Source organism: Roseicyclus amphidinii (assembly GCF_030163755.1).
Taxonomy (GTDB): domain Bacteria; phylum Pseudomonadota; class Alphaproteobacteria; order Rhodobacterales; family Rhodobacteraceae; genus Roseicyclus; species Roseicyclus amphidinii.
The window spans coordinates 21,226-43,814 of sequence record NZ_JASJOE010000030.1 but is presented as its reverse complement, the minus strand read 5'-3'; the positions used below and the strand labels follow the sequence as shown (position 1 = coordinate 43,814).

The following is a 22,589-nucleotide window of genomic DNA, read 5'->3' as shown; positions in this document are numbered from 1 at the left end:
CGCGCGGACGGGCCGCAGGCCCCCCGCGCGCCGGGTCCCGGGCGAAGCCCGGGAAAACCGCCAGCGCCTCAGCCATCCATCGCCGCCAGCTGCCGCGCCTGCGCATCCGAGACCAGCGCGTCGATCACCTCGTCGAGGTCCCCCGCCATCACCTGGTCGAGCTTGTAGAGCGTCAGGTTGATCCGGTGATCGGTCACCCGGCCCTGCGGGAAATTGTAGGTCCGGATCCGCTCGGACCGGTCGCCCGAGCCGACCTGCGCCTTGCGGTCGGCGGCCATGGCATCGGCCGCCTTCTGCCGCTCCAGGTCGTAGAGCCGCGCGCGCAGCACGCCCATGGCGATCTCGCGGTTGCGGTGCTGCGACTTCTCGGAACTCGTCACCACGATCCCGGTGGGCAAATGCGTGATCCGCACCGCCGAATCCGTGGTGTTCACATGCTGCCCGCCCGCGCCCGAGGCGCGCATCGTGTCGATGCGGATGTCGGCGGCCGGGATGTCGATGTCCACCTCCTCGGCCACCGGCAGGACCGCGACCGTCGCCGCCGAGGTGTGGATGCGCCCGCCCGATTCCGTCTCGGGCACCCGCTGCACCCGGTGGACGCCGCTCTCGAACTTGAGCCTTGCGAAAACACCATCGCCCTCGATCCGCGCGGTCACTTCCTTGACGCCGCCCAGCTCGGTCTCCTGCAGGTCCACGATCTCCAACCGCCAGCCGCGGGCCTCGCAATGGCGGGTATACATCCGCAGCAGGTCGCCCGCGAACAGCGCCGCCTCCTCGCCGCCGGTGCCGGGACGGATCTCGATCATCGCGGGGCGCGCGTCGGCCTCGTCCCTGGGCAGAAGCGCCAGCTGCAACGCCGCTTCGGCCTCGGGCAGGGCCGCGCGCAGGCGGGGCAGCTCTTCCTCGGCAAGGTCGCGCATCTCGGGGTCCGCGAGCATCGCCTCGGCCTCGGCGATATCGTCCACCAGCTGCCGCCAGCCCGCGATCTGGGCCACGACCGGCTTCAGCTCGGCATAGTCCCGGCTGATCCGCGCGATCTCGCCCGTGGCAGCACCCGCGTTCAGCTTCGCCTCGAGATACTCGAAACGGTCGGTGATCTGGCGCAGGCGATCCTCGGGCAACATGGGCGTCACGTGACGCGGCAGGGCCGCGCCGTCAAGAGCCGTCAGGGGCTTGTCAGGGGCTTGTCATGCCGCGCGCACGACTGATCCAGCGGTCCACGCGGGCCGCGTTCACGCCCATGTCGGAATAGCCGAAGCGCGCGCGCGAGTAGATCTCGACCCGCGTGCCCTGCGCCACCGGCACCAGTTTCACCGAGATCGCATCGGGGTAGCCCATCAGCCGCGAGCGGACGACATAGGTCATGTGCCCCTCGGCGACCGCCCCGCCGATCAGCACGGCGCCCTCCGCCGTCGCCACCGCGTCGATGCGCGCGGCCATCACGTCAGGGGCCGCGTCGAAGACGGGCGCACGGTCGCCCAGGCGCAACTCGTAATTGGGGCTGGCGGGCGGCGTGACCGTCGCCGGGTCCACGTGCCAGGTCTCGGCCGGCATCGAGACGTTGCGAAAATAGACCCCCGCGCCGATCACGGCGAGGACGAGAAGGACGAGGAGGACGGCAAGACCGATCAGGATACGCATGCCTCTCTAGGTCGGCGCTTCGCCGTCCGCCGTCAAGAGCGCATGGGCCGCGGCGCGCGCGATGATCCGCTCTTCGTCGGTCGGCATGACAAGGATGGGCACCCGGCCCGCATGGATCTTCGCGGCCTGCGCGGCGTTGCGCGCGGCGTCCAGCTCCAGCCCCAGGAACCCCAGCCCCTCCAGCGCCTTGGCCCGGACGGGGGCCGCGTTCTCGCCGATCCCCCCGGTGAAGACCAGCGCGTCGAGACCGCCCAGCGCCGCGGCAAGCGCGCCGATCTCGCGCTTCAGGCGGAAGGTGTAATAGGCAATCGCCTCCGCCGCCTCGGGCGCGTCCGAGGCCAGAAGCACCCGCATGTCGTGAGTGATCCCCGACAGGCCCCTGAGGCCGCTTTCGGTGTAGAGCAGCGTCGTGATCTCGGTGGCGCTCATACCCTGTTCCATCAGGTAGAGCACCACCCCCGGATCGAGCTGGCCCACCCGCGTGCCCATCGGCATCCCGTCGAGTGCCGAGAACCCCATCGTCGAGGCGACCGAGCGCCCGCCCCGCATCGCGCAGAGCGAGGCGCCGTTGCCCAGATGCGCCACAATCACGCGGCCCTTGGCCAGGTCGGGGTGATCGGCGGCCAGCCGCCCGGCGATGTGGTCGTAACTCAACCCGTGAAACCCGTAGCGCCGCACGCCCGCCTCGTAGAAGCGGCGCGGCAGGGCGAAGGTGTCGTTCACCCACGGGTGCCCCCGGTGAAAGGCGGTGTCGAAGGCTGCGACCTGCACCGCGCCCGGAAAACCCGCGAGCGCCGCGCGCACACCGGCGAGGTTGTGGGGCTGGTGCAGCGGCGCAAGCGGCGAGAGCGTGTCGAGATACGCGACCAGCTCCGCCGTCAGCACCCGCGGCCCGTCGATCTCGGGCCCGCCATGCACCACCCGGTGCCCGACCGCCGCGATGGGGCGTCCCGCCATCAGGGGCGCGAGGGCCTCGAGCAAGGCGGCAAGCCCCGTCGCGTGATCGGCCGGGCCGATGGCGGTCACATTGCGGTCGCCGCCCGCCTCCACGATCAGCCGGGCCTCCGCGCCCAGCGCGTCGATCTGTCCGCGCGCCTGTTCCACCGGCTCGGGCGCGGCGGTGTAGAGCCCGAACTTGATCGAGCTGGACCCCGCGTTCAGCGTCAGGATCAGGCTCATCGCTGAGTTTCGGCGTAAAGCGCCGCCACCGCGCAGGAGGCGAGGCGCGCCTTGTCGTCATCGGCGCGGCTGGTGAGGATCACCGGCACCTGCGCGCCCATCACGATCCCCGCGGCCTCGGCATGGGCGAGAAAGGTCAGCTCCTTGGCGATCATGTTGCCCGCCTCCATGTTCGGCGCGACGAGGATGTCGGCCCGCCCCGCGACAAGCCCCGTCAGCCCCTTGGTGCGCGCGGCCCCCGGATCGACGGCGTTGTCCATGGCAAGCGGCCCGTCCACCAGACCGCCCGTGATCTGGCCCCGATCCGCCATCTTCGACAGGATCGCGGCATCGAGCGTCGAGGGGATCGAGGGCGTGACGGTTTCCACCGCCGAGAGGATGCCGACCTTGGGCTGCTCCAGCCCCAGCGCGCGGGCAAGGTCGATGGCGTTCTGCACGATCGAGACCTTGCACGCGAGATCCGGCGCGATGTTGATCGCGGCATCGGTCACGAAGAGCAGGTGGTCGAGCCCCGGCACATCCATCACGAAGACATGGGAGAGGCGGCGGTTCGTCCTCAGCCCCGTCTCCTTCTTCAGGATCGCATGCAGAAGCTGATCGGTGTGCAGATGCCCCTTCATCAGCGCCCGCGCGCGCCCCTCGTGGACCAGGGCGACCGCGCGCAGCGCGGCGGCGCGGTGGTCGGGAATGTCGATGATCTCGATCCCGGTGATGTCGGCCCCGGCCTCGACCGCGGCGGCGGCGATCTTGACGGGGCAGCCGACGAAGACCGGGTCGATCAGCGTATGGTCGCGCCCCAGAAGCGCGCCCATCAGCGCGTCGGGGCTTTCGGGACAGACGACCACGGTCGGCAGCGCCGGCAAGGGCTCGGCCCGCGCCAAGAGCGCGTCGAAATGGCGGTGCGACTGCACGATCAGGCCCGGCACCTCGACCCCGTCGAAGCGGCGCGCGGCATCGGGGGCTTCGACCACGGCCTCGCCCTCGGCGATGGGGCCCGCGGGGCCGTCGACCCAGGTCTCGAGGCGCACGGCGCGGCCCGCGAGCAGCTCGGCGACGCGGACACCCGCGGTCAGCGTCTCGCCGGCGTGGGCGCGCCCGACAAAGCGCAGCGCCTGCGACAGGTAGAGCGTGCCCGGCCCCGGCAACTGGTTGCCCAGAACGCCCGAGATCAGCGCCGCCACCCAGGCCGAGGGGGCAACGGCCTCGACCCGGCCATCGCCGTCGCCGTCCCGGTCGGGCAGGTGCATCGGGTTCAGGTTGCCGCTGGCATGGGCGAAGACATGGAGATCCTCGGCCCGGCAGAGGCGGGTCACGCGCGCCTCCTGTCCGACCCTGAGATCGGCGTGGGGGGTGCTGGTCAGAACGGTCATCGCTGTCCTTCGGGCTGCAGGTCCGGTGGGGACACCCTAGCGGTTCGAGATGAAAGAAACTTGATCCATGTCAGCCCGTCAAACCGGGGTTGCGCCGCGGCGGTCACACGGATTTCACTTTACTTGCAGCCGCAATCGGCGCATACGGGGGCCGCTATCTCTACTCTATCGACCCCTGTCTTTGCCCCAAACGGCCAAGCTTGTGCTCTCGATCTTGCATGGGTGACGCCGAAGCTGCCGCATGTCGCGGGCAGCGACACAGACAGGAGACACGGATATGGCCACCGGCACCGTGAAATGGTTCAACACCACCAAAGGCTACGGCTTCATTGCGCCCGACGGCGGCTCGAAGGACGTGTTCGTCCACATCTCGGGCGTCGAGCGTTCGGGCCTGACCGGCCTTGCCGACAACCAGAAGGTCAAGTTCGACCTCGAAAAGGGCCGTGACGGCCGCGAAAGCGCCGTGAACATCGAACTGATGTAATCGGTCCCTCCGGATTACGGCAAAGGGCGTGCCATCGGCACGCCCTTTTTCGTTCCGAACGGGGCGCGGCAAAGCCCTTGCAAGGGCTTTGAACCGGCTTTTGCAAAAGCCGGACCAGAGCCTTGCAAGGCTCTGGCCACGGTCTTGCAAGACCGTGGGCGCGCTCAATGATTGTCGCGCGGCAGATCGCGGGCGATCCGCTGGTAAGCCGTCGCCAGCTCCAGGCACCCGCCCTGGGCCAACTGGCCCACGTGGCTGCGGTAGATCTCCTGCCAGGGGGTCTGGTGCGTGATCTCGGGCGGTCGCCACGCATCGCGGCGGGCCTGCCATTCGGCCTCGTCCACCAGCGCGTCGAGCGTGCCTGCGTTCAGGTCGAGCCTAACAATGTCCCCCGTCCGCAACAGCGCAAGGCCGCCCCCCACCACCGCCTCGGGCGAGGCGTTGAGGATCGAGGGGCTTTCCGAAGTGCCCGACTGCCGCCCGTCACCGACCGTGGGCAAGTGCCGGATGCCCGCGCGGATCAGCGCATCGGGCGGCTGCATGTTCACCACCTCGGCCGAGCCGGGGTAGCCCACGCAGCCCACGTTGCGGATGAAGAGGATCGTGCGCTCGTCGATGCCTAAAGCGGCGTCGTTGATGCGGTCGTGGTAATCCTCGGGGCCTTCGAAGACCACCGCGCGGGCCTCGAAGACGCCGCCTGTCAGGAAGCGCGCGCGGAAATCCTCGGAGATGACGCTGGTCTTCATCAGCGCGGAATCGAAGAGGTTGCCGTTCAGCACGACAAACCCGGCGTTCTCGCGGAGCGGCTGGTCGAAGGGGCGGATCACGTCGTGGTCGCGGCTGCGCGCGCCTGCCAGCGCCTCGGAGAGCGGCAGGCCCGAGGCGGTCATCACCGAACCTTCAAGCTGGCCCGCGGCCATAAGCTCGCCCATCACCGCCGGAACCCCGCCCGCGCGGAAGAACGACTCGCCCAAGTAGGCGCCCGCCGGCTGCATGTTCACCAGAAGCGGCAGCTTCAGCCCGTGCGCCTGCCAGTCGGTGACATCCAGTTCCACCCCCATGTGCCGCGCGATGGCCTGCAGATGCGGCGGCGCGTTGGTGGAACCGCCGATGGCGGTGTTGACCTTGATCGCGTTGAGGAAAGCCGCGCGGGTCAGGATGTCGGAGGGCTTCAGGTCGGCCTCGACCATCTCGACGATGCGGCGGCCGGTGAGATAGGCCATTTCCATCCGCTCGCGGAAGGGCGCGGGGATCGCCGCCGCCCCCGGCAGGGTCATGCCCAAGGCTTCCGCCAGCGCGTTCATGGTCGAGGCCGTGCCCATCGTGTTGCAATGCCCCAGCGAGGGCGCCGAGGCGCAGGCGCGTTCCATGAACTCGTCGTAGTCGATCTTGCCCTCCGCCAGCAGGCGGCGGCTTTCCCAGATGATCGTGCCCGAGCCCGCGCGCTTGCCCTGCCACCAGCCATCCGTCATCGGCCCGCCGTTCAGCGCGATGGCGGGCAAGTCCACGGTCGCCGCCCCCATCAGCATGGCAGGCGTTGTCTTGTCGCAGCCCGTGGTCAGCACGACCCCGTCGATGGGGTAGCCGTGCAGCACCTCGACCAGCGACAGGTATTGCAGGTTGCGGTCCAGCGCCGCCGTGGGCCGCTTGCCCGTCTCCTGGATCGGATGCACCGGGAATTCCATCGGGATGCCGCCCGCGTCGCGGATACCCGCCTTGATCCGGTCCATCAGGAAGACGTGGATCTTGTTGCAAGGCACAAGGTCGCTGCCGGTCTGGGCGATGCCGATGATGGGCCGTTCGGATTGCAGCTCCGCACGGGTGAAGCTCTGGTTCTGGTAGCGCTCCAGGTAAAGCGCGGTCATGCCCGGGTTGTTGGGATTGTCGAACCATTCCTGGCTGCGATAGCGGCGGTTGGCGCGGGTGTCGGACATGGAGTGTTCCATATAGTGAAACCAAGGGCCGAATAATGAGACGGCGTGTGACAGTCCTAGCGGAAGCGCCCCCTCCCCCTCAAGGCAAACAATCGGCGCGGGCTTGAGGCAGGTCAAATCATCCCGTCCGCACCTGTGCGAGATATACCAAGACAGGACAGGCCATGCCCCAGACCGTTTTTCGCACCGAGGACCTGAGCAAGGTTTACGACACCGGCGAGATCAAGGTTCACGCGCTCGCGGGCGTGGACCTCGAGCTTTACGGCGGTGAATTGTCGGTTCTGCTCGGCCCATCGGGCTCGGGCAAATCCACGCTTCTGAACATTCTCGGCGGGCTCGATCACGCCAGTTCCGGACGGGTCTGGTTCCGCGATCTGGAGCTGACCGACCTCGGCGACCGGGCGCTCACGCGCTACCGGCGCGACCATGTCGGTTTCGTCTTCCAGTTCTACAACCTCGTCCCCTCGCTCTCCGCGCGCGAGAACGTGCAGCTTGTCACCGACGTGGCCCCCAAGCCCATGCGCGCCGAGGAGGCGCTGGCGCGCGTCGGCCTGACCCACCGGCTCGACCATTTCCCGGCCGAGTTGTCGGGCGGCGAGCAGCAGCGCGTCGCCATCGCGCGCGCCATCGCCAAGCAGCCCGAGGTGCTGCTCTGCGACGAGCCCACGGGCGCGCTCGACAGCAAGACCGGTGTCGCGGTGCTCGAGGTGCTGCGGCAGATCAACGATGATCTGGGCACCACGACGGTGGTCATCACGCATAACGCGGGCATCCGCGCCATGGCGCACCGGGTCATCAACTTCGCCGACGGAAAGATCGCGGGCGTCGAGGTGAACGAGAGCCGCCTCGCCCCCCATGAGATCAGCTGGTGAGGGCGGCGATGCAGGCGATCGACATCAAGCTCCTGCGGGATTTTCAGCGCCTCTGGCTGCAGGGGCTGGCCATCGCTCTGGTCCTGGCCTGCGGGGTGGCGATCCTGCTGACGGCGGTGGGCATGCACACCGCGCTGACCGAGACGCGCGACGCCTATTACGAGCGCAACCGCTTCGCCGAGGTCTTCGCCGAGGCCCGCCGCGCCCCCGACCGGCTGATGTCCGAGATCATGGAGATCCCCGGCGTGACCGGGGCCGAGGCGCGGGTGCAGGGCTTTGCCGTGCTGGACCTGCCGGAGCGGGTCGAGGTGGCGATGGGGCAGATGCTGTCCTGGCCCACGGGCGGTGACCCGCTTCTGAACGTCCCGATCCTGCGCGGCGGCGTGCCGCCCGTGCGGCCGGGCGAGGTCATGGTCACCACCGCCTTCGCACGGGCCAACGGCTTTGCCATCGGCGATGTCTTCCACGCCAACCTCAACGGCCAGCGCCGCGCGCTGACCATCACCGCGACGGCCCTCAGCCCCGAGTTCATCTACACCATCGGCCCCGGCGCGCTGATGCCCGACAACGAGGGCTTCGGCATCATCTGGATGCCCGAGCCCGAGATGGAGGCGGCCTTCGACATGGCGGGCGCATTCAACCATGTCGCCCTGCGCCTGACCGCCGACGCGCGGCTCGAGGAGGTGAAAGACGCGCTCGACCTGCTGCTCGACTCTTACGGCGGGCAGGGCGCCTATGGGCGCGATCAGCAGATGTCGGATGCCTTCGTCTCGGCCGAGATCGACCAGCTGCGCGGCATGGCGATGGTGGTGCCGCCCATCTTCTTCGCCATCTCCGCCTTTCTCGTCGGCATGGTGATGAGCCGGATCGTGGCGCTCGACCGGGCCGAGATCGGACTGTTGAAGGCGTTGGGATATTCCGATGTCGAGATCTCGCTGCATTACCTGCTGCTGGCCGCCCTCATCGCCGTGATCGGCGTGGCGCTGGGATGGGCGGGGGGCACGATCCTTGCGCGCGGGATGGCGGCGCAATACGCGGAATTCTTCGAGTTCCCTTACCTGATCTTCCGCGTGCCGCCCTGGGTCTACGCGATGTCGGGGCTGGCCGCCCTTCTGACCACGATGGCGGGTGCCCTGCGCGCCGCCCTGATGGCCGCGCGGCTCGCCCCTGCCGTCGCCATGCAACCCCCTGCCCCGCCGGTCTTTCGGAAGACGCTGGCCGACCGCGCGATGGCCGCGCTGCAGCTGAAGCAGACCACGATCATGGTTTTGCGCAGCGTCATCCGCTGGCCCCTGCGCAGCGCGTTGACCGCGCTGGGGCTGGGCGCCGCCACGGCCTCGGTCATCGCGTCGGGGTTCATGTTCGACGCGCTGACACGGATCGTCGACCTCGCCTTCAACCAGTCGATGCGGCAGGACGCGATGATCCTGTTTGCCGAAGACCTGCCGGAAACCGCGCTCGCCGACGTGGCGGCCCTGCCCGGCGTGCTGAAGGTCGAGGCGATGCAGGTCCATCCCGCGACGCTTCGCAACGGGCCGCTGGAAAAGCGCGTCTCCATCGAAGCGCGCGCCGTCGGCGCGGAATTGTCCCGCGTGATCGGCGCGAGCGGCAAGCCCATCGACCCGCCGCCGGGCGGCATCCTTCTGTCCGACCGGCTGGCCGAGCAGCTGGAGGTCGGTGTCGGCGACGTGCTGGAGGTCGCGTTCATGACCGGTCGCCGCGAGACGCACGAGCTGGTCGTGGCGGGGCTGGTGGAGCAGTATTTCGGGCTGGGGGCCTATGTCGAGATCGGCACTCTCGACCGGCTGTTCCGGCGCAGCCCGCAGGTCTCGGTCGCCAATGTGCTGGTCGACCCCGCACAGTTGCCCGCGCTGCACGCGGCGCTGCAGGAGACGCCGATGCTGTCGGGGCTGATCGAGATGAACGAGAACCGCGCCAGTTTCGAGGATACGATCAGCGAGAACGTGGTGGTGGTGAACACGGTCTATGCCGCCATCGCCATCCTGATCACGGTGGGCGTCGCCTATAACGGCGCGCGCATCCAGATGTCGGAGCGCGCGCGCGAGTTGGCGAGCCTGCGCATCCTGGGCTTCACGCGGGCCGAGGTGAGCCAGGTCCTCGTGGGCGAGACGATGCTGCTGGCGCTGATCGCGCAGCCCTTGGGCTGGCTGCTCGGCGCATGGATCGCCCATGCGCTGACCAACAGCTTCACCTCGGACCTCTATGCCATCCCGCTGGTGCTGGAACCGGCGAGTTTCGCATGGGCAAGCCTGGTGGTGCTCTCCGCCAGCTTCGCCTCGGTGATGATTGTGCGCCGCCGCATCGACCGGATGGACCTGGTGGCCGTCATGAAGACACGGGAGTAACGGATATGGTCTGGACCACGCGAACGATCGGACTGTCGCTGGCGGGTGTCGCCGTGCTGGGGGGGCTGGCCTGGGTCGCCTTCCGCGAGGACCCGGTGCCGGTCGATCTGATCGAGGTGGCGGCGGCCCCGATGCAGGTGACGATCGACGCCGACGGGCGCACGCGCATCCGCGACCTTTACGAGGTGGCAGCCCCCATCGCGGGCACGGCCCTGCGCGCGCCCGTCGCAGTGGGCGACCCCGTGGTCGCGGGCGAGACGGTCGTCGCGCGGGTGGAACCCGCGACGCCCACGCTGCTCGACGCGCGGTCCCGCGCGCAGGCCGAGGCGGCCGTGGCCGAGGCAGAGGCGGCGCTTGCCGTCGCGCGCAGCGAGTTGACCCGCGCCGAGGAGGAGGAAAGCTTTGCGCGGCTCCAGTTCGAGCGGACACAGACGCTGGTCGAACGCGGGGTGTCCACGGTGACCCAGCTCGAGACGGCGACGCAGGGATTGGCCGTGGCCGAGGCCACGGTCGCCGCCGCCCGGTCGCGGATCATCATGGCCGAAGGCACGCTCGACCGCGCGCGCGCGGCCCTCCTCGGCCCCGAGGGCGGCGAGAACGGCGGGGACTGCTGCGTCGCGCTGACCGCACCCGCGGACGGCGTCGTGCTGTCCATCGCCACGATCAGCGAGCACCCGGTGCAGGCCGGTGCGCCGCTGGTGACCCTCGGCGACCCCGCCGAGCTGGAGATCGTGGCCGATCTCCTGTCGTCGGACGCCGTGCGCATCGCGCCGGGCACCCACGCGATCGTCGAGCGCTGGGGCGGGCCGGACCCGCTCGAGGCCGTGCTGACCCGGATCGAACCCGCCGCCGAAACCCGCGTCTCGGCGCTTGGCATCGAGGAGCAGCGCGTCGACGTGATCTTCGACATCGTGACCCCGGTCGAGGCACGCCCCGGCCTCGGCCACGGCTTCTCTGTCTTCCTGCGCGTGGTGGAGTGGGAGGACGAAAGCGTCCTGCAAGTGCCGCTCGGCGCACTCTTCCGGAGGGGCGAGGGCTGGGCGGTCTTTGTCGTGGCCGATGGCGTGGTCGAGGAACGCGCGGTGACGCTGGGCCAGCGCGGCGCGCGCATGGCGCAGGTGCTGGAGGGGCTTGCCGCAGGCGAGCGGATCGTCACCCATCCGAGCGACGCGGTGGCCGATGGCGTGACGGTGGTGGACCGGCGCGACCTGTGACAGGCGCGCGGTAAGGCCCTTGCAAGGGCCTTACCCAGAGCCTTGCAAGGCTCTGGGCAGCGTCTTGCAAGACGCTGGTGGCGCTTCAGATCAGCGGCAGCGCGCGACGGACGAGGTCGTCGAGTTGATCCTCGTGGCCCTTGGCGTAGGCCTTCAGCTCCGCCCGCATCTCCGGCCCCCAGAAATCCTTGAGGTGGCCCGCCACCCGCTCGGCCTGATCCTGGCCCGGCTGGCTGCGGAAGAAGGTGGCGATCTGGTTGGCCATGCGGCTCAGCTTGTCAGGCGACATCGGTCTCTCCCGTGACGATCCGGTGGGTATGGGTGAAAGCCTCGATCCGGCGGCCACGGGCAAAGGCGGCGACGGTCAGCCCCGCGCCCTCGGCCAGCCTGAGAGCATGCGCCGTCGGGGCGGAGACGGCGATCAAGGCAGGGCAGCCGGCCAGCACGGCCTTCTGCACCATCTCGACCGAGACGCGGCTGGTGATCACGATGGCGCCGGAGGCAGGGTCGATCCCGGCGCGCAGCAGCGCCCCGATCAGCTTGTCGAGGGCGTTGTGGCGGCCCACGTCCTCGCGCGCCAGAACGATGCCCTGCCCCGGCACGTAGAAGCCCGCGGCATGGACCGCATGGGTCAGGTCGTGGAGCGGCTGGTGGGCGCGCAGCGCCTCGGCGGCACCCGCGGCCTCACCGGCGTCGAGCACCAGCGCGCCCGTGACGGGCGGCAGATCGCGCAACGCCTCTTCGAGGCTTTCGATCCCGCAAAGCCCGCACCCCACCGGCCCCATCATCGCGCGCCGCCGTGCGCCAAGCGCCTCGGCCGCTTCCTCGGCGATCCAGAGCCGCGCCTCGATACCCTGATCGGCTTCGATGATCTCGACCCGCTCGACCTGGTCAGGCCGGGCATAGCCCTCGGTGAAGGCGAAGCCGCGGGCGAAATCCTCGAGGTCGGCGGGCGTGCACATCATCACCGCCTGCGTCGTGCCGTTGCAGGTGACGGCGACCGGCACCTCCTCGGGCAGCGCGCGGGTGACCTCCCGCGCGCCGTCGGGGCCGAGGGCCGTGGCCCTTATGGACCGGCTGGGCGTCATTCCGCCGCCGGCAGGATGCGGCGCGAGAGCCGCGCCTGTTCCTCGTAGCGGTCCTGCCAGTCCGAGGGGCCGTTCGACAGGCCCACCTGCACCGCCGTCACCTTGTATTCCGGGCAGTTCGTGGCCCAGTCCGAATGATCGGTGGTGATCACGTTGGCCTGCGTGCCCGGATGGTGGAAGGTCGTGTAGACCACGCCGGGGCTGACCCGGTCGGTCAGATGCGCGCGCAGCGAGGTTTCGCCCGACCGGCTGGCGAGCTTGACCCAGGCCCCTTCCGTGATCCCGCGCACCTCGGCGTCATGGGGGTGGATCTCCAGCACGTCCTCGGCATGCCAGACGGTGTTGGCCGTCCGCCGCGTCTGCGCGCCGACGTTGTATTGCGACAGGATCCGCCCCGTGGTCAGCAGCAGCGGGAAGCGCGGGCCGGTCTTTTCCTCGGTCGCCACGTATTCGGTGACGATGAAGCGGCCCTTGCCGCGCACGAAGCCCTCGACATGCATGATAGGCGAGCCCTCGGGGGCCGCATCGTTGCAGGGCCACTGAACGGACCCGCGCTCCTCCAGCATGTCATAGGTGACATGGGCGAAGCCGGGGGTCGTCGCCGCGATCTCTTCCATGATCTGCGCGGGGTGGGTGTAGTGCCATGCGGGCCGCCCCTCGGCCTTCAGGATCGCATTGGCGAGCATCTGGGTGATTTCCCAGTCGGCATAGCCGTTGCGGGGCTTCATCACCTCGCGCACGCGGTTGATGCGGCGCTCGGCATTGGTGAAGGTTCCCTCCTTCTCGAGGAAGGTGGAGCCGGGCAGGAAGACATGGGCGTAATTCGCCGTCTCGTTCAGGAAGAGGTCATGGACGATGACGCATTCCATCGCCGCCAGCCCCGCCGCGACATGCTTGGTGTCGGGATCGGATTGCAGGATATCCTCGCCCTGGCAGTAGAGCCCCTTGAACTGCCCGCCCACGGCGGCGTCCAGCATGTTGGGGATGCGCAGGCCCGGCTCGGGGTCGATCTCCACGCCCCAGGCGCTCTCGAAGATCGCGCGCACATCGGCGTTCTTGACATGGCGATAGCCCGGCAGCTCGTGCGGGAAGGAGCCCATGTCGCAAGAGCCCTGCACGTTGTTCTGCCCGCGCAGCGGGTTCACCCCCACGCCCTCGCGCCCGATGTTGCCGGTGAGCATGGCAAGGTTGGCGATGCCCATGACGGTGGTTGAGCCCTGGGAATGCTCGGTCACGCCCAGCCCGTAGTAGATCGCCCCGTTGCCGCCGGTGGCATAAAGCCGGGCAGCGGCGCGCAACTCTTCGGCCGGGACGCCGGTGAGCATCTCGGTCATCTCGGGCGAGTGGCGGACATCCGAGACGAACTCGGCGTATTCCTCGAACTCGTCCCAGTCGCAGCGCGTGCGGATGAAGGCCTCGTCATAGAGCTTTTCCGTCACGATCACATGCGCCAGCGCCGTGACGACGGCCACGTTGGTGCCGGGGCGCAGCGCGAGGTGATGGGCCGCCTCGATATGCGCCGATTTCACCAGGTCGATCCGCCGCGGGTCGATGACGATCAGCTTCGCGCCCTGGCGCAGCCGCTTTTTCAGCCGCGAGGCGAAGACCGGGTGCCCGTCGGTCGGGTTCGCGCCGATGATCACGGCGACATCGACATGCTGCACGCTGTCGAAATTCTGCGTCCCCGCGCTGGTGCCGAAGGTCTGGCCGAGGCCGTAGCCCGTGGGCGAATGGCAGACCCGCGCGCAGGTGTCGGTGTTGTTGTTGCGGAAGACCGCGCGCGTCATCTTCTGCACGAGATAGGTTTCCTCGTTCGTGCAGCGGCTCGAGGTGATGACGCCCACCGATTTGCGCCCGTGTTTGTCCTGGATCGCCCGGAACTTGTCGGCGGCGAAGCCGATCGCCTCTTCCCAGCTGACCTCGCGCCAGGGCTGGTCGATGGTCTCGCGGATCATCGGGTTCAGGATGCGCTCGGAATGGGTGGCGTAGCCATAGGCGAAGCGGCCCTTGACGCAGCTATGCCCGCGGTTGGCGGCCCCGTGCTTGTAGGGGGTCATGCGCACCAGCTCATCCCCGTTCAGCTCGGCCTTGAAGGAGCAGCCAACCCCGCAATAGGCGCAGGTGGTGACGACCGAGCGCGTGGGCGTGCCCAGCTCGATCACCGATTTCTCCTGCAAGGTCGCGGTCGGGCAGGCCTGCACGCAAGCGCCGCAGCTGACGCAATCGGACGACAGGAAATCGTCGCCCGCGCCGCCCGCCGAGACGCGGCTCTCGAACCCGCGGCCTTCGATGGTCAGGGCAAAAGTGCCCTGCACCTCTTCGCAGGCCCGAACGCAGCGGTTGCAGACGATGCATTTCGACGGGTCATAGGTGAAATAGGGGTTGCTGTCGTCCTTGGGCAGCCACTCCGGATTGGCCTCTCCGCTGGTGTTGCGGGCGGCGAAATGGCTGCGCATGCCGTCCTCGGGGGCCTCGTACCGCACGTCGCGCAGGCCGACCGCGCCGGCCATGTCCTGCAGCTCGCAATCGCCGTTTGCCGCACAGGTCAGGCAGTCGAGCGGGTGGTCGGAGATGTAGAGCTCCATCACACCCTTGCGGATCTTCTTCACCTTCTGCGACTGGGTGCGCACGACCATGCCGGGGGCCACCGGCGTGGTGCAGGAGGCGGGCGTGCCGCGCCGCCCCTCGATCTCGACGACACAGAGGCGGCAGGAGCCGAAAGCCTCCAGGTTGTCGGAGGCGCAGAGCTTTGGGATGGACATGCCCAGCTCGGCCGCGGCGCGCATCACCGATGTGCCCTCGGGCACGGTCACCTCGAAACCGTCGATGGTCAGCGTGACCGGCGCGCCCTGTTTCGCGGGCGTGCCCATGTCGCGGTCATTGTCCCAGGGAATGATGAAATCTTTCATTCTGCGGCCTCCCGTGCCACGGCGAATTCCTCGGGGAATTGTTCCAGCGCGCTCATCACCGGGTAGGGCGTGAAGCCCCCCAGCGCGCAGAGCGAGCCGTCCTTCATGGTTTCACACAGATCGACCAGAAGCGGCACGGCGCTGCCGTCGCCCTGCGCGATGCGGTCGATGGTCTCGACGCCGCGCACCGCGCCGATGCGGCAGGGGGTGCATTTCCCGCAGCTTTCCACCGCGCAGAACTCCATGGCGAAACGCGCCATGCCCAGCATGTCGGCGCTGTCGTCGAAGACCACGACGCCGGCGTGACCGATCAGCCCGCCCTGCCCGTCAAACTCCTCGTAGGCGAAGGGCGTGTCGAATTTCGCGGGCGCGAAATAGGCACCGAGCGGCCCGCCGACCTGCACCGCCTTGACCGGGCGACCGCTGGCCGTGCCGCCCGCGATGTCGTTGACCAGCTCGCCCAGCGGCATCCCGAAGCCGGTCTCGAAGAGCCCCCCGTGCTTGACGTTGCCCGCGATCTGCACCGGCATCGTGCCCTTGGACCGGCCAAGGCCGAAACCCGCGTAATGCGCCGCGCCCTTCTCGAAGATCACCGGAACGGTGGCGAGCGAGATGACGTTATTGACGACCGTGGGCCGCCTCATGAACCCCTCGAGCGCGGGCAGCGGCGGCTTGGCGCGAACCACGCCGCGCTTGCCCTCGAGCGAGTTCAGAAGGCTGGTTTCCTCGCCGCAGACATAGGCCCCCGCGCCCACGCGGATCTCGATGTCGAATTCATGTGATGCATGAAGAACGCGCCCGAGGATGTTGTTTTCACGCGCAATTTCCACCGCTCGGCTCATCACCTCGATGGCGTCGGGATACTCGGACCGGATGTAGACATACCCCTTCGTCGCGCCCACGCCGAGGCCCGCGATCACCATCCCCTCGATCAGGGTGAAGGGGTCACCCTCCATGATCATGCGGTCGGCGAAGGTGCCGCTGTCGCCCTCGTCGGCATTGCAGACGATGTATTTCCGCGGGGCCTGCGCCTTTTGCACCGTCTCCCACTTGATGCCGGTCGGGAAACCCGCGCCGCCACGGCCGCGCAAGCCACTCTCCTTGACCTCGGCGACGATCCCCTCGGGACCAAGCTCGATGGCGCGGCGCAGACCGGCGAGGCCGCCATGCGCCTCGTAGGCGGCAAGGTCGAGCGGGTCGATCAGCCCGCAGCGGGCGAAGGTCAGGCGGTTCTGGCGGGCGAAGAAGGGGATGTCTTCCACGCGGCCGAGGCTTTCGACGCTGCCGTCGAGAATGCCCGCGACATCGCCCGGCGCAACCGGGCCATAGGCGCGGCGCTGGCCGTTTTCCTCAATCTCGACAAGGGGTTCCAACCAGATCATGCCACGGGTGCCGTTGCGGATGACCGCATGCCCGGCCGCCTCGAAGGCGGCGGCGACGGCATCGGCACCAAGCGCGCGGGCGGCGGCGTCGCGCGGGACGTAGACCTTCATGCCGAGACCTCCGCCAACAGGGCGTCGGCCTTCGCCCGGCCCTTCAACGCGCCGTCCACCATCGCGGCGGGGCCGCAGGCGCAGAGGCCAAGGCAATAGACCGGTTCCACCGTCACGCGCCCATCGGGCGTGGTGCCGTGCCAGTCGAGGCCCAGTTTCGCCAACACCGCCTCGGAGAGCGCATTGGCGCCGACCGCCTGGCAGGCCTCGGCCCGGCAGATCTTGACCACATGAACTCCGGCGGGCTTGTCCCTGAAATCATGGTAGAAACTGATGACACCATGCAGTTCCGCGCGGGTGATGTTCAGCGCCGCGGCGATGGGCGCATGCGCCTCGGCGGGGACATGGCCGTAGGCCGCCTGCAAGGCATGCAGGATCGGCAGCAGCGGACCTTCGAGATGAAGATGGGCCGCGATGATCGTGTCGATCTCGGGCGTCGGGGCGGCTTTGGTCGTCATGGCTTGCTCCGGAACTCTGCCCGCAGCATCGCAGCGATTGATCGAAGATCAATATCGCCTTTCCGTTGGTTGATTTGAAATCCGAATGGAACAGGCGCGACCATCCTCGCCCCGCAAGCGACCTTTTCCGCGATGTCAGCCGCCCAGGTTGCCCGCCTCGCGCAGGAGCGCGTCCAGAACCGGGGTGTGCGGCTCGCGAAAGGGCGCGACGAGGCCGACGGTATGGGCCACGTGTCCGCCCGTGATGGGCACGATCGACAGATGTTTGCCCGAGGCTAAAAACCGAGCCATGTCAGAGGGTAAGACGGTGACCCAGCCGCCCTCTTCGACATGGGCGGCCAGAACGACGGTCGAGTTCGATTCGACCAGCGCCTCGGGGGTCACATCGGCCTCCATGAAGCATTGGTTGATGATCCGCCGGTTCTGCATGTCGGGGGTCAGAAGGCACAGCTTTTCGCCCGACAGATCGGCCCATGTCACTTCGCTTTCCAGCGCAAGCGCGCTGTCGGCGTGGCAGACCAGCGTGTAATGCTCGGTGTAGATGGGGGCGGTGGTGACGCGGCCCAAGGGTTCGTTGTCGAGGTAGGAAATCCCGGCATCCACTTCGAGATTTTCCAGCATTTTCAAGATCTCGGAGGAGTTCCGCGACAGGATCGTGAAGCGCACGTTCGGATGCGCCTCGGCGAAGCGCGCCGAGAGCCGGGCGGCCCATGTGAGCGCCGTGGGGATCACCGCCAGCCGCAAATGGCCGGACAACCCGTGGCGGCTGACGCGCATCTCCTCGCGGAAGGCGCGGCTGTCGCTGACCAGCCTGCGCGCCCAGACCAGCGCGCGCTGCCCCTCGGGCGTGAGCCCTCCGTAGCGCGAGCCGCGAAAGATCAGCTGGACGCCCAGCTGCTCCTCGAGCTGCTTGATGCCGGTCGACAGCGTCGGCTGCGTGATGCCGAGGCTTTCGGCGGCGCGTCCGAAATGCCCCTCCTTGGCGACGGCGATGAACATTTCGAGCTTGTTGATCATGCGCCAAGGATCGCAATCGAGGGCACATCAATCAATCGAATTCTTCAATCGTGCAGCCCGGCCTCCCGCAGGCGGCGTGCGATCTCGGCGATATGGGCGGGGCCCGTCTCGCAGCAGCCGCCGACGATGGTCGCGCCCTGTCCAACCCAGGCCATGACGTGATCGGCGTAGATCTCGGGCCCCATGTCGCGCCGGGCGGTCAGCGTGTCCGAGGTCGGACGGTTCTCGAGGAACGCCTTGGTGATCATGGTGAAGCCGTTGGCATAGGCCCCGAAGGGCAGGCCGGAGCGCGCGAAAACCTCGAGCGCGGGGGGCATCGCCTCGGGCGCCGAGCAATTGGCGAGCACCGCCGCCGCGCCGCCGCCGTCGAGGATCGGCAGCAGGTCGGCCACCGCCTCGCCCGAGCGCAGGCGCGTGCCGTCCTCGTCATCCAGCGTGGCCGACAGCCAGACCGGCAGGCCGGTCGCGGCGGCTGCCGCCCCGGCAAGCGCCGTTTCGGCATGGCTGAGCGAGGCGACGCTTTCGAACAGCACGAGGTCCGCGCCCGGCGCGACCATGCGCACCATCTCGGCGTAAAGCGGCACGGCGGTGGCCGCGTCGGGGTGCAGTTCGGGCCGGTAGGTCGCGGCGAGCGGCCCGATGGAGCCCGCGATGCGGCCAGCCCCATGCGCGTCGCGCGCGGACTGCGCCTCGGCCAGGGCGGTGGCGTGGAGCGGCGCGAACAGGTGTTCCAGCCCGTCGGGCGCAAGCCTGTCGCGGTGGATGGCGTAGGTGTTCGTCGTGGCGATGTCGGCCCCCGCGGCGAAGTAATCGGTGTGGATGCCCTGCAACAGGCCGGGGTGATCCATCATCGCGCGCGTCGACCACAGCGGCGTGGGCCGGTCACCGGCGCGCGCCACCATCTCTTGCCCGATGCCGCCGTCCAGTAGCGTGACGCTCATGTGTCCTCCAGTCCGCAGGGGGTGCCGAACTTGCCTCGGCGCGATGTTTTCGGCCCGACGCGTCTTGGATTCGCGCCGCCGATCCGGTTAACATCTCGCAAAGGTTTTGTAAGGGGTATGGCGGGTATGGCTACCTTTGTTCTGAACGGCGTGACACTTGCGCCTGATCCGGTTTTTCAAGTCGTTTTCGAAGCGGCGACGCAGCTTACCATCGTCTTCTCGGACGAACGGCTGCTGACATATGAATATTCGACCGAAGAGACCAATCCGGGCTTCCTGACACTGGATCTTGCCGAGGCCTCGATCCCCGAGGCGTTCTTCCCCGACAACACCCAAACGATCCCGCCCGACGTCAATTCCTTCGGCACGCTCAGCCCGTATGGGCAGGATCAGGGCAACGCGACCTTCTTCTTCGAGGTCACCTACCGCGACGCTGAAGATGCCGAACAGACCGCCGTCCTGCTGTCGATCTTCGTCGAGGGTGAGACGCCCGAGCAAGACCGCGATCACGTCTTCGTGCTGTCCAGCTCGGACCCGGACCTTGCCATTCCGAACACGCCTGCAGCCTTCGCCGCCTTCTTCGGCAGCCTCGAGTCCGTGGCCCCCGTCACGAGCGGCCCCTTCGCGCCTGGCGCACCGATCGACTTCGACGCGATCTTTGGGCCGACTCTGGACAGCTTCAGCGACCAGGACACCTGGAGCGGCTTCGACTTCGGCGAGTATTTCGACGGCGGCGCGGGCAATGACAGCCTGAGCGGCGGGGGCGGTGCCGACGTGATCGTCGGCGGCGCGGGCAACGACACGATCGACGGCGGCAGCAGCCTGGACGAGGACGACCGCGAACACGTCGATGCGGTGGCCTACGTGCTGGAGGGCGGGCCGAACGGCGTGACCGTCAACCTCGGGACGAACAGCGCGACCGACAGTTTCGGCAACACCGATGAGCTGACCAACATCGAGGCCGTCGCGGGCACCGATTTCAACGACGTGCTGATCGGCGATGACGGCAACAACATCTTCGCAGGCGGCGATGGGGCCGATCTCATCGACGGCGGCGGCGGGTTCGACGAGGTGGATTACGAATTCCTCGGGCAGGACGGCATCGGCGTCGAGGTCGACCTCGAGAACGGGTTTGCGGTCGACAGCTGGAGCAACACCGACACGTTGCAGAACATCGAGGACGTCTTCGGCACCCCCTTCGACGACACGATCATCGGTGACGCGGGCGACAACGTCCTGAGTGGCGGGGTCGGTGACGACGAGATCTCGGGCGGGGCCGGCAACGATTTTCTCATCCCCTCCGAAGGGGCCGGGGACCTCGACACGGTCGATGGCGGCGACGGGCAGGATACGCTGCGCTTCTTCGACTCCTACCTGAACGAGGATTTCTTCTTCGTCATCGCGCCGAACGGGGATTCGACGATCTCGAACGGGATCGACACGGTGATCGCCTCCAACATCGAGGTGCTTCAACTGAACGACGCGAGCTTCGCGCTCGAACTCGGCACGACCGGGAACGACAGCTTGAGCGGGGGCAGCATCGGGGCCGTTCTGCTGGGGCTCGAGGGCGATGACCTTCTGACCGGAACCGAGAACCCCGACGTGCTGATCGGCGGCGCGGGCAATGACACGCTGATCGACAATGGCGGTGACGACCTGATCTTCGGCGACGAGGGCGACGACCTGATCATCGGCACGACCGGCAGCGACTACTATGACGGTGGCGACGGGTTCGACACGCTGCGCGTGGATGTCTCGGCGTTTTCGCCGGGTCTGTTCACCATCGAGGCGAACCTGGCCACCGGGATCTTCGGACAGCTGGGCAACCCGACGAATGCCGACGAGCTGCTGGACATCGAGGCGATCCAGATCGTCGGCGGTCTTGACGCCGTGATCACCGGGGATGCGGCCGACAACCTGCTCGAGGGCGGTTCGGGCGATGACACGATCTCGGGCGGCGCGGGCGACGACAGGATCATCCACACGGGCGGCGATGACAGCATCGACGGCGGCGAGGGCACCGACACGCTGCGGTTCTTCTCCACGCTCGAGGATGTCGGCTTCATCATCGACGATTTCGGCAATTCGACGTTGAGCAACGGCACGGACACGATCACCGTGACCGGCGTCGAGGTGCTGGAGCTGAACGACGCGACGTTGGAACAGGTGCGCGGCACCGAAGACGCCGACACGCTGAACGGCGGCGCGAACGGGGCGGTGCTGCTGGGTCTGGGCGGCGACGACCTGCTGACCGGCACGGCTGAGTCCGACGTGCTGTTGGGCGGCCTCGGCAACGACACGCTGATCGATACGGCGGGTGACGACCTCCTCGTGGGCGGTGACGGCGACGACCGGATCGTCGCGCTGACCGGCAACGACGCCTACATCGGCGGCGACGGGCACGACACGCTCGTCGTCGATGTGAGCAGCTTCGCCGCTGGGGCTTTCGTCTACGAGTTGGACCTGTCCACCAACTTCGCCGGCGCGCAGGGCAATCCGAACGGCGCCGATGAGGTCTACGAGATCGAGGCGCTGGAGTTCACCGGCGCGATTGCCGCCAACGTGATCGGCGACGCCGCCGACAACTTCTTCTCGACCGGGTCGGGCGATGACACGATCTCGGGCGGGCAGGGCTTCGACTGGATCGAGGGCGGCGCGGGCGATGACGTGATCCGCGGCAACCTGAACGCCGACACGATCTACGGCGGCGACGGGTTCGACACGCTGTTCGGCAATTTCGGAAATGACCTGATCTATGGCGGGGCCAATGCCGACAGCATCTACGGCGGCGACCGGGATGACGAGCTGCATGGCGAGGCAGGCACCGATTTCGTGGTGGGCCAGGTCGGCAACGATACGATCTACGGCGGCGACGGCTTCGACACGCTGCGCGGCGGCGCGGGCGACGACCTGCTTTACGGCGGGGCACAGTTCGACCTGATGCAGGGCGGTCTCGACAATGACACGCTCTACGGCGAGGGCGGGGCCGACCAGATGTATGGCAACGTCGGCAACGACCTGCTCGACGGTGGCGACGGGCAGGACGGTCTCTTCGGGGCGGCAGGGGCGGACACGCTGATCGGGGGGGCGGGCGATGACCGGCTCTTCGGCGGCCGCGACGGCGACCTGATCGACGGCGGCACCGGCAATGACACGATGTTCGGCGGCTTCGACACCGACGTGTTCGTCTTCGGCCTGACCCACGGCGCCGACGTGATCCGCGATTTCGACGCGGATGGCGAGCGGATCGACGTCTCGGCCTTCGCCCTCGAGCTTGCCGACCTGACCATCACCGCGGCCGGGGACGGCGCGGTGGTGACCGGCGTCGGCGCAGGGGTGCTGGTGACCAGCGCGCAGGGTTCCATCCTGCTGGAAGGGGTCGTGCTGGGCGATATCGGCGCGGATGACTTCCTGTTCGGGGCCTTCGACTGATCCCCTTGACCGGCGCGCCGCCCTCTACCCGGGGTGGCGCGTCCAGCCTCGCGCGGCAGTCGTCTTGACGGATCGCGCGGGGGCGGTTACCCACCGCGTCAGAGGCGGGCATGGTGAAATGGTATCACACGAGCCTTCCAAGCTCTTGGTGCGGGTTCGATTCCCGCTGCCCGCTCCAGCCTCTCCCCTGC

Annotated in this window: 17 protein-coding genes and 1 tRNA gene; 6 read left to right on the top strand and 12 right to left on the bottom strand. The window is 68.3% G+C overall.

Translation table 11 applies throughout. The features are described 5' to 3' along the window. Nucleotides 1-68: 68 nt before the first annotated feature. From prfA to QQK83_RS11415, 4 genes are read right to left on the bottom strand one after another with little or no spacing between them, the layout of a single operon-like run. On the bottom strand, nt 69-1,124 hold the full coding sequence (gene prfA, locus QQK83_RS11430; protein ID WP_284264332.1) for a peptide chain release factor 1: 1,056 nt from the start codon (nt 1,122-1,124) through the stop codon (nt 69-71). A gap of 52 nt (nt 1,125-1,176) precedes the next feature. Next, nucleotides 1,177-1,641 carry a DUF1499 domain-containing protein gene (locus QQK83_RS11425; RefSeq protein ID WP_284264331.1) on the bottom strand — a complete coding sequence of 155 codons (465 nt, stop codon included), beginning with the start codon at nt 1,639-1,641 and terminating at the stop codon, nt 1,177-1,179. 6 nt (nt 1,642-1,647) lie between these two features. Next, complete coding sequence (locus tag QQK83_RS11420) at nt 1,648-2,820, bottom strand: acetate/propionate family kinase (protein WP_284264330.1); 1,173 nt, start codon at nt 2,818-2,820, stop codon at nt 1,648-1,650. Further along, nucleotides 2,817-4,190 (bottom strand): bifunctional enoyl-CoA hydratase/phosphate acetyltransferase, encoded by a 1,374-nt coding sequence (locus tag QQK83_RS11415; protein ID WP_284264329.1) that lies wholly within the window; start codon nt 4,188-4,190, stop codon nt 2,817-2,819. Before QQK83_RS11415 ends, QQK83_RS11420 begins: the two co-directional genes overlap by 4 nt. Nucleotides 4,191-4,467: 277 nt before the next feature. Between QQK83_RS11415 and QQK83_RS11410 the strand changes: the two genes are divergently transcribed. Further along, nucleotides 4,468-4,674: a cold-shock protein gene (locus QQK83_RS11410; protein WP_109670163.1), complete on the top strand. Its 207-nt coding sequence runs from the start codon at nt 4,468-4,470 to the stop codon at nt 4,672-4,674. Nucleotides 4,675-4,838: 164 nt separating this feature from the next. Here the strand turns inward: QQK83_RS11410 and QQK83_RS11405 are convergent, their stop codons facing one another. Continuing rightward, nucleotides 4,839-6,608, bottom strand: coding sequence for an IlvD/Edd family dehydratase (locus tag QQK83_RS11405; protein ID WP_284264328.1), 1,770 nt, complete (start codon nt 6,606-6,608; stop codon nt 4,839-4,841). Nucleotides 6,609-6,772: 164 nt separating this feature from the next. On the opposite strand from QQK83_RS11405, the gene QQK83_RS11400 reads away from it, so the two are divergent. The 3 genes from QQK83_RS11400 to QQK83_RS11390 are packed head-to-tail and all read left to right on the top strand — an operon-like array spanning nt 6,773 to nt 11,060. Beyond that, complete coding sequence (locus tag QQK83_RS11400; RefSeq protein ID WP_284264327.1) at nt 6,773-7,480, top strand: ABC transporter ATP-binding protein; 708 nt, start codon at nt 6,773-6,775, stop codon at nt 7,478-7,480. An 8-nt stretch (nt 7,481-7,488) separates the two neighbouring features. Beyond that, nucleotides 7,489-9,846, top strand: coding sequence for an ABC transporter permease (locus QQK83_RS11395; RefSeq protein WP_284264325.1), 2,358 nt, complete (start codon nt 7,489-7,491; stop codon nt 9,844-9,846). A 5-nt stretch (nt 9,847-9,851) separates the two neighbouring features. After that, entirely contained in the window at nt 9,852-11,060 is a 1,209-nt protein-coding gene (locus QQK83_RS11390; protein WP_284264324.1) for an efflux RND transporter periplasmic adaptor subunit, read from the top strand. An 85-nt stretch (nt 11,061-11,145) separates the two neighbouring features. Here the strand turns inward: QQK83_RS11390 and QQK83_RS11385 are convergent, their stop codons facing one another. The 7 genes from QQK83_RS11385 to QQK83_RS11355 form a co-directional block, all read right to left on the bottom strand. Next, complete coding sequence (locus tag QQK83_RS11385; RefSeq protein ID WP_284264323.1) at nt 11,146-11,349, bottom strand: formate dehydrogenase subunit delta; 204 nt, start codon at nt 11,347-11,349, stop codon at nt 11,146-11,148. Continuing rightward, nucleotides 11,339-12,148 (bottom strand): formate dehydrogenase accessory sulfurtransferase FdhD, encoded by an 810-nt coding sequence (gene fdhD / locus QQK83_RS11380; protein WP_284264322.1) that lies wholly within the window; start codon nt 12,146-12,148, stop codon nt 11,339-11,341. The genes QQK83_RS11385 and fdhD overlap by 11 nt, the downstream gene beginning before the upstream one ends. Beyond that, nucleotides 12,145-15,057: a formate dehydrogenase subunit alpha gene (gene fdhF, locus QQK83_RS11375; RefSeq protein ID WP_284264320.1), complete on the bottom strand. Its 2,913-nt coding sequence runs from the start codon at nt 15,055-15,057 to the stop codon at nt 12,145-12,147. The genes fdhD and fdhF overlap by 4 nt, the downstream gene beginning before the upstream one ends. Next, on the bottom strand, nt 15,054-16,550 hold the full coding sequence (locus tag QQK83_RS11370; RefSeq protein ID WP_284264319.1) for an NADH-ubiquinone oxidoreductase-F iron-sulfur binding region domain-containing protein: 1,497 nt from the start codon (nt 16,548-16,550) through the stop codon (nt 15,054-15,056). Before QQK83_RS11370 ends, fdhF begins: the two co-directional genes overlap by 4 nt. Further along, nucleotides 16,547-17,008 (bottom strand): formate dehydrogenase subunit gamma, encoded by a 462-nt coding sequence (locus QQK83_RS11365; RefSeq protein ID WP_284264318.1) that lies wholly within the window; start codon nt 17,006-17,008, stop codon nt 16,547-16,549. The genes QQK83_RS11370 and QQK83_RS11365 overlap by 4 nt, the downstream gene beginning before the upstream one ends. A 135-nt stretch (nt 17,009-17,143) precedes the next feature. Then, complete coding sequence (locus QQK83_RS11360; protein ID WP_284264317.1) at nt 17,144-18,025, bottom strand: LysR family transcriptional regulator; 882 nt, start codon at nt 18,023-18,025, stop codon at nt 17,144-17,146. A 44-nt stretch (nt 18,026-18,069) separates the two neighbouring features. Next, entirely contained in the window at nt 18,070-18,966 is an 897-nt protein-coding gene (locus tag QQK83_RS11355; RefSeq protein WP_284264316.1) for a homocysteine S-methyltransferase family protein, read from the bottom strand. Nucleotides 18,967-19,092: 126 nt separating this feature from the next. On the opposite strand from QQK83_RS11355, the gene QQK83_RS11350 reads away from it, so the two are divergent. Then, nucleotides 19,093-22,398, top strand: a complete 3,306-nt coding sequence (locus QQK83_RS11350) for a calcium-binding protein (RefSeq protein ID WP_284264315.1) — start codon at nt 19,093-19,095, stop codon at nt 22,396-22,398. A gap of 104 nt (nt 22,399-22,502) precedes the next feature. Further along, nucleotides 22,503-22,576, top strand: a tRNA-Gly gene (locus tag QQK83_RS11345). Nucleotides 22,577-22,589 lie beyond the last annotated feature (13 nt).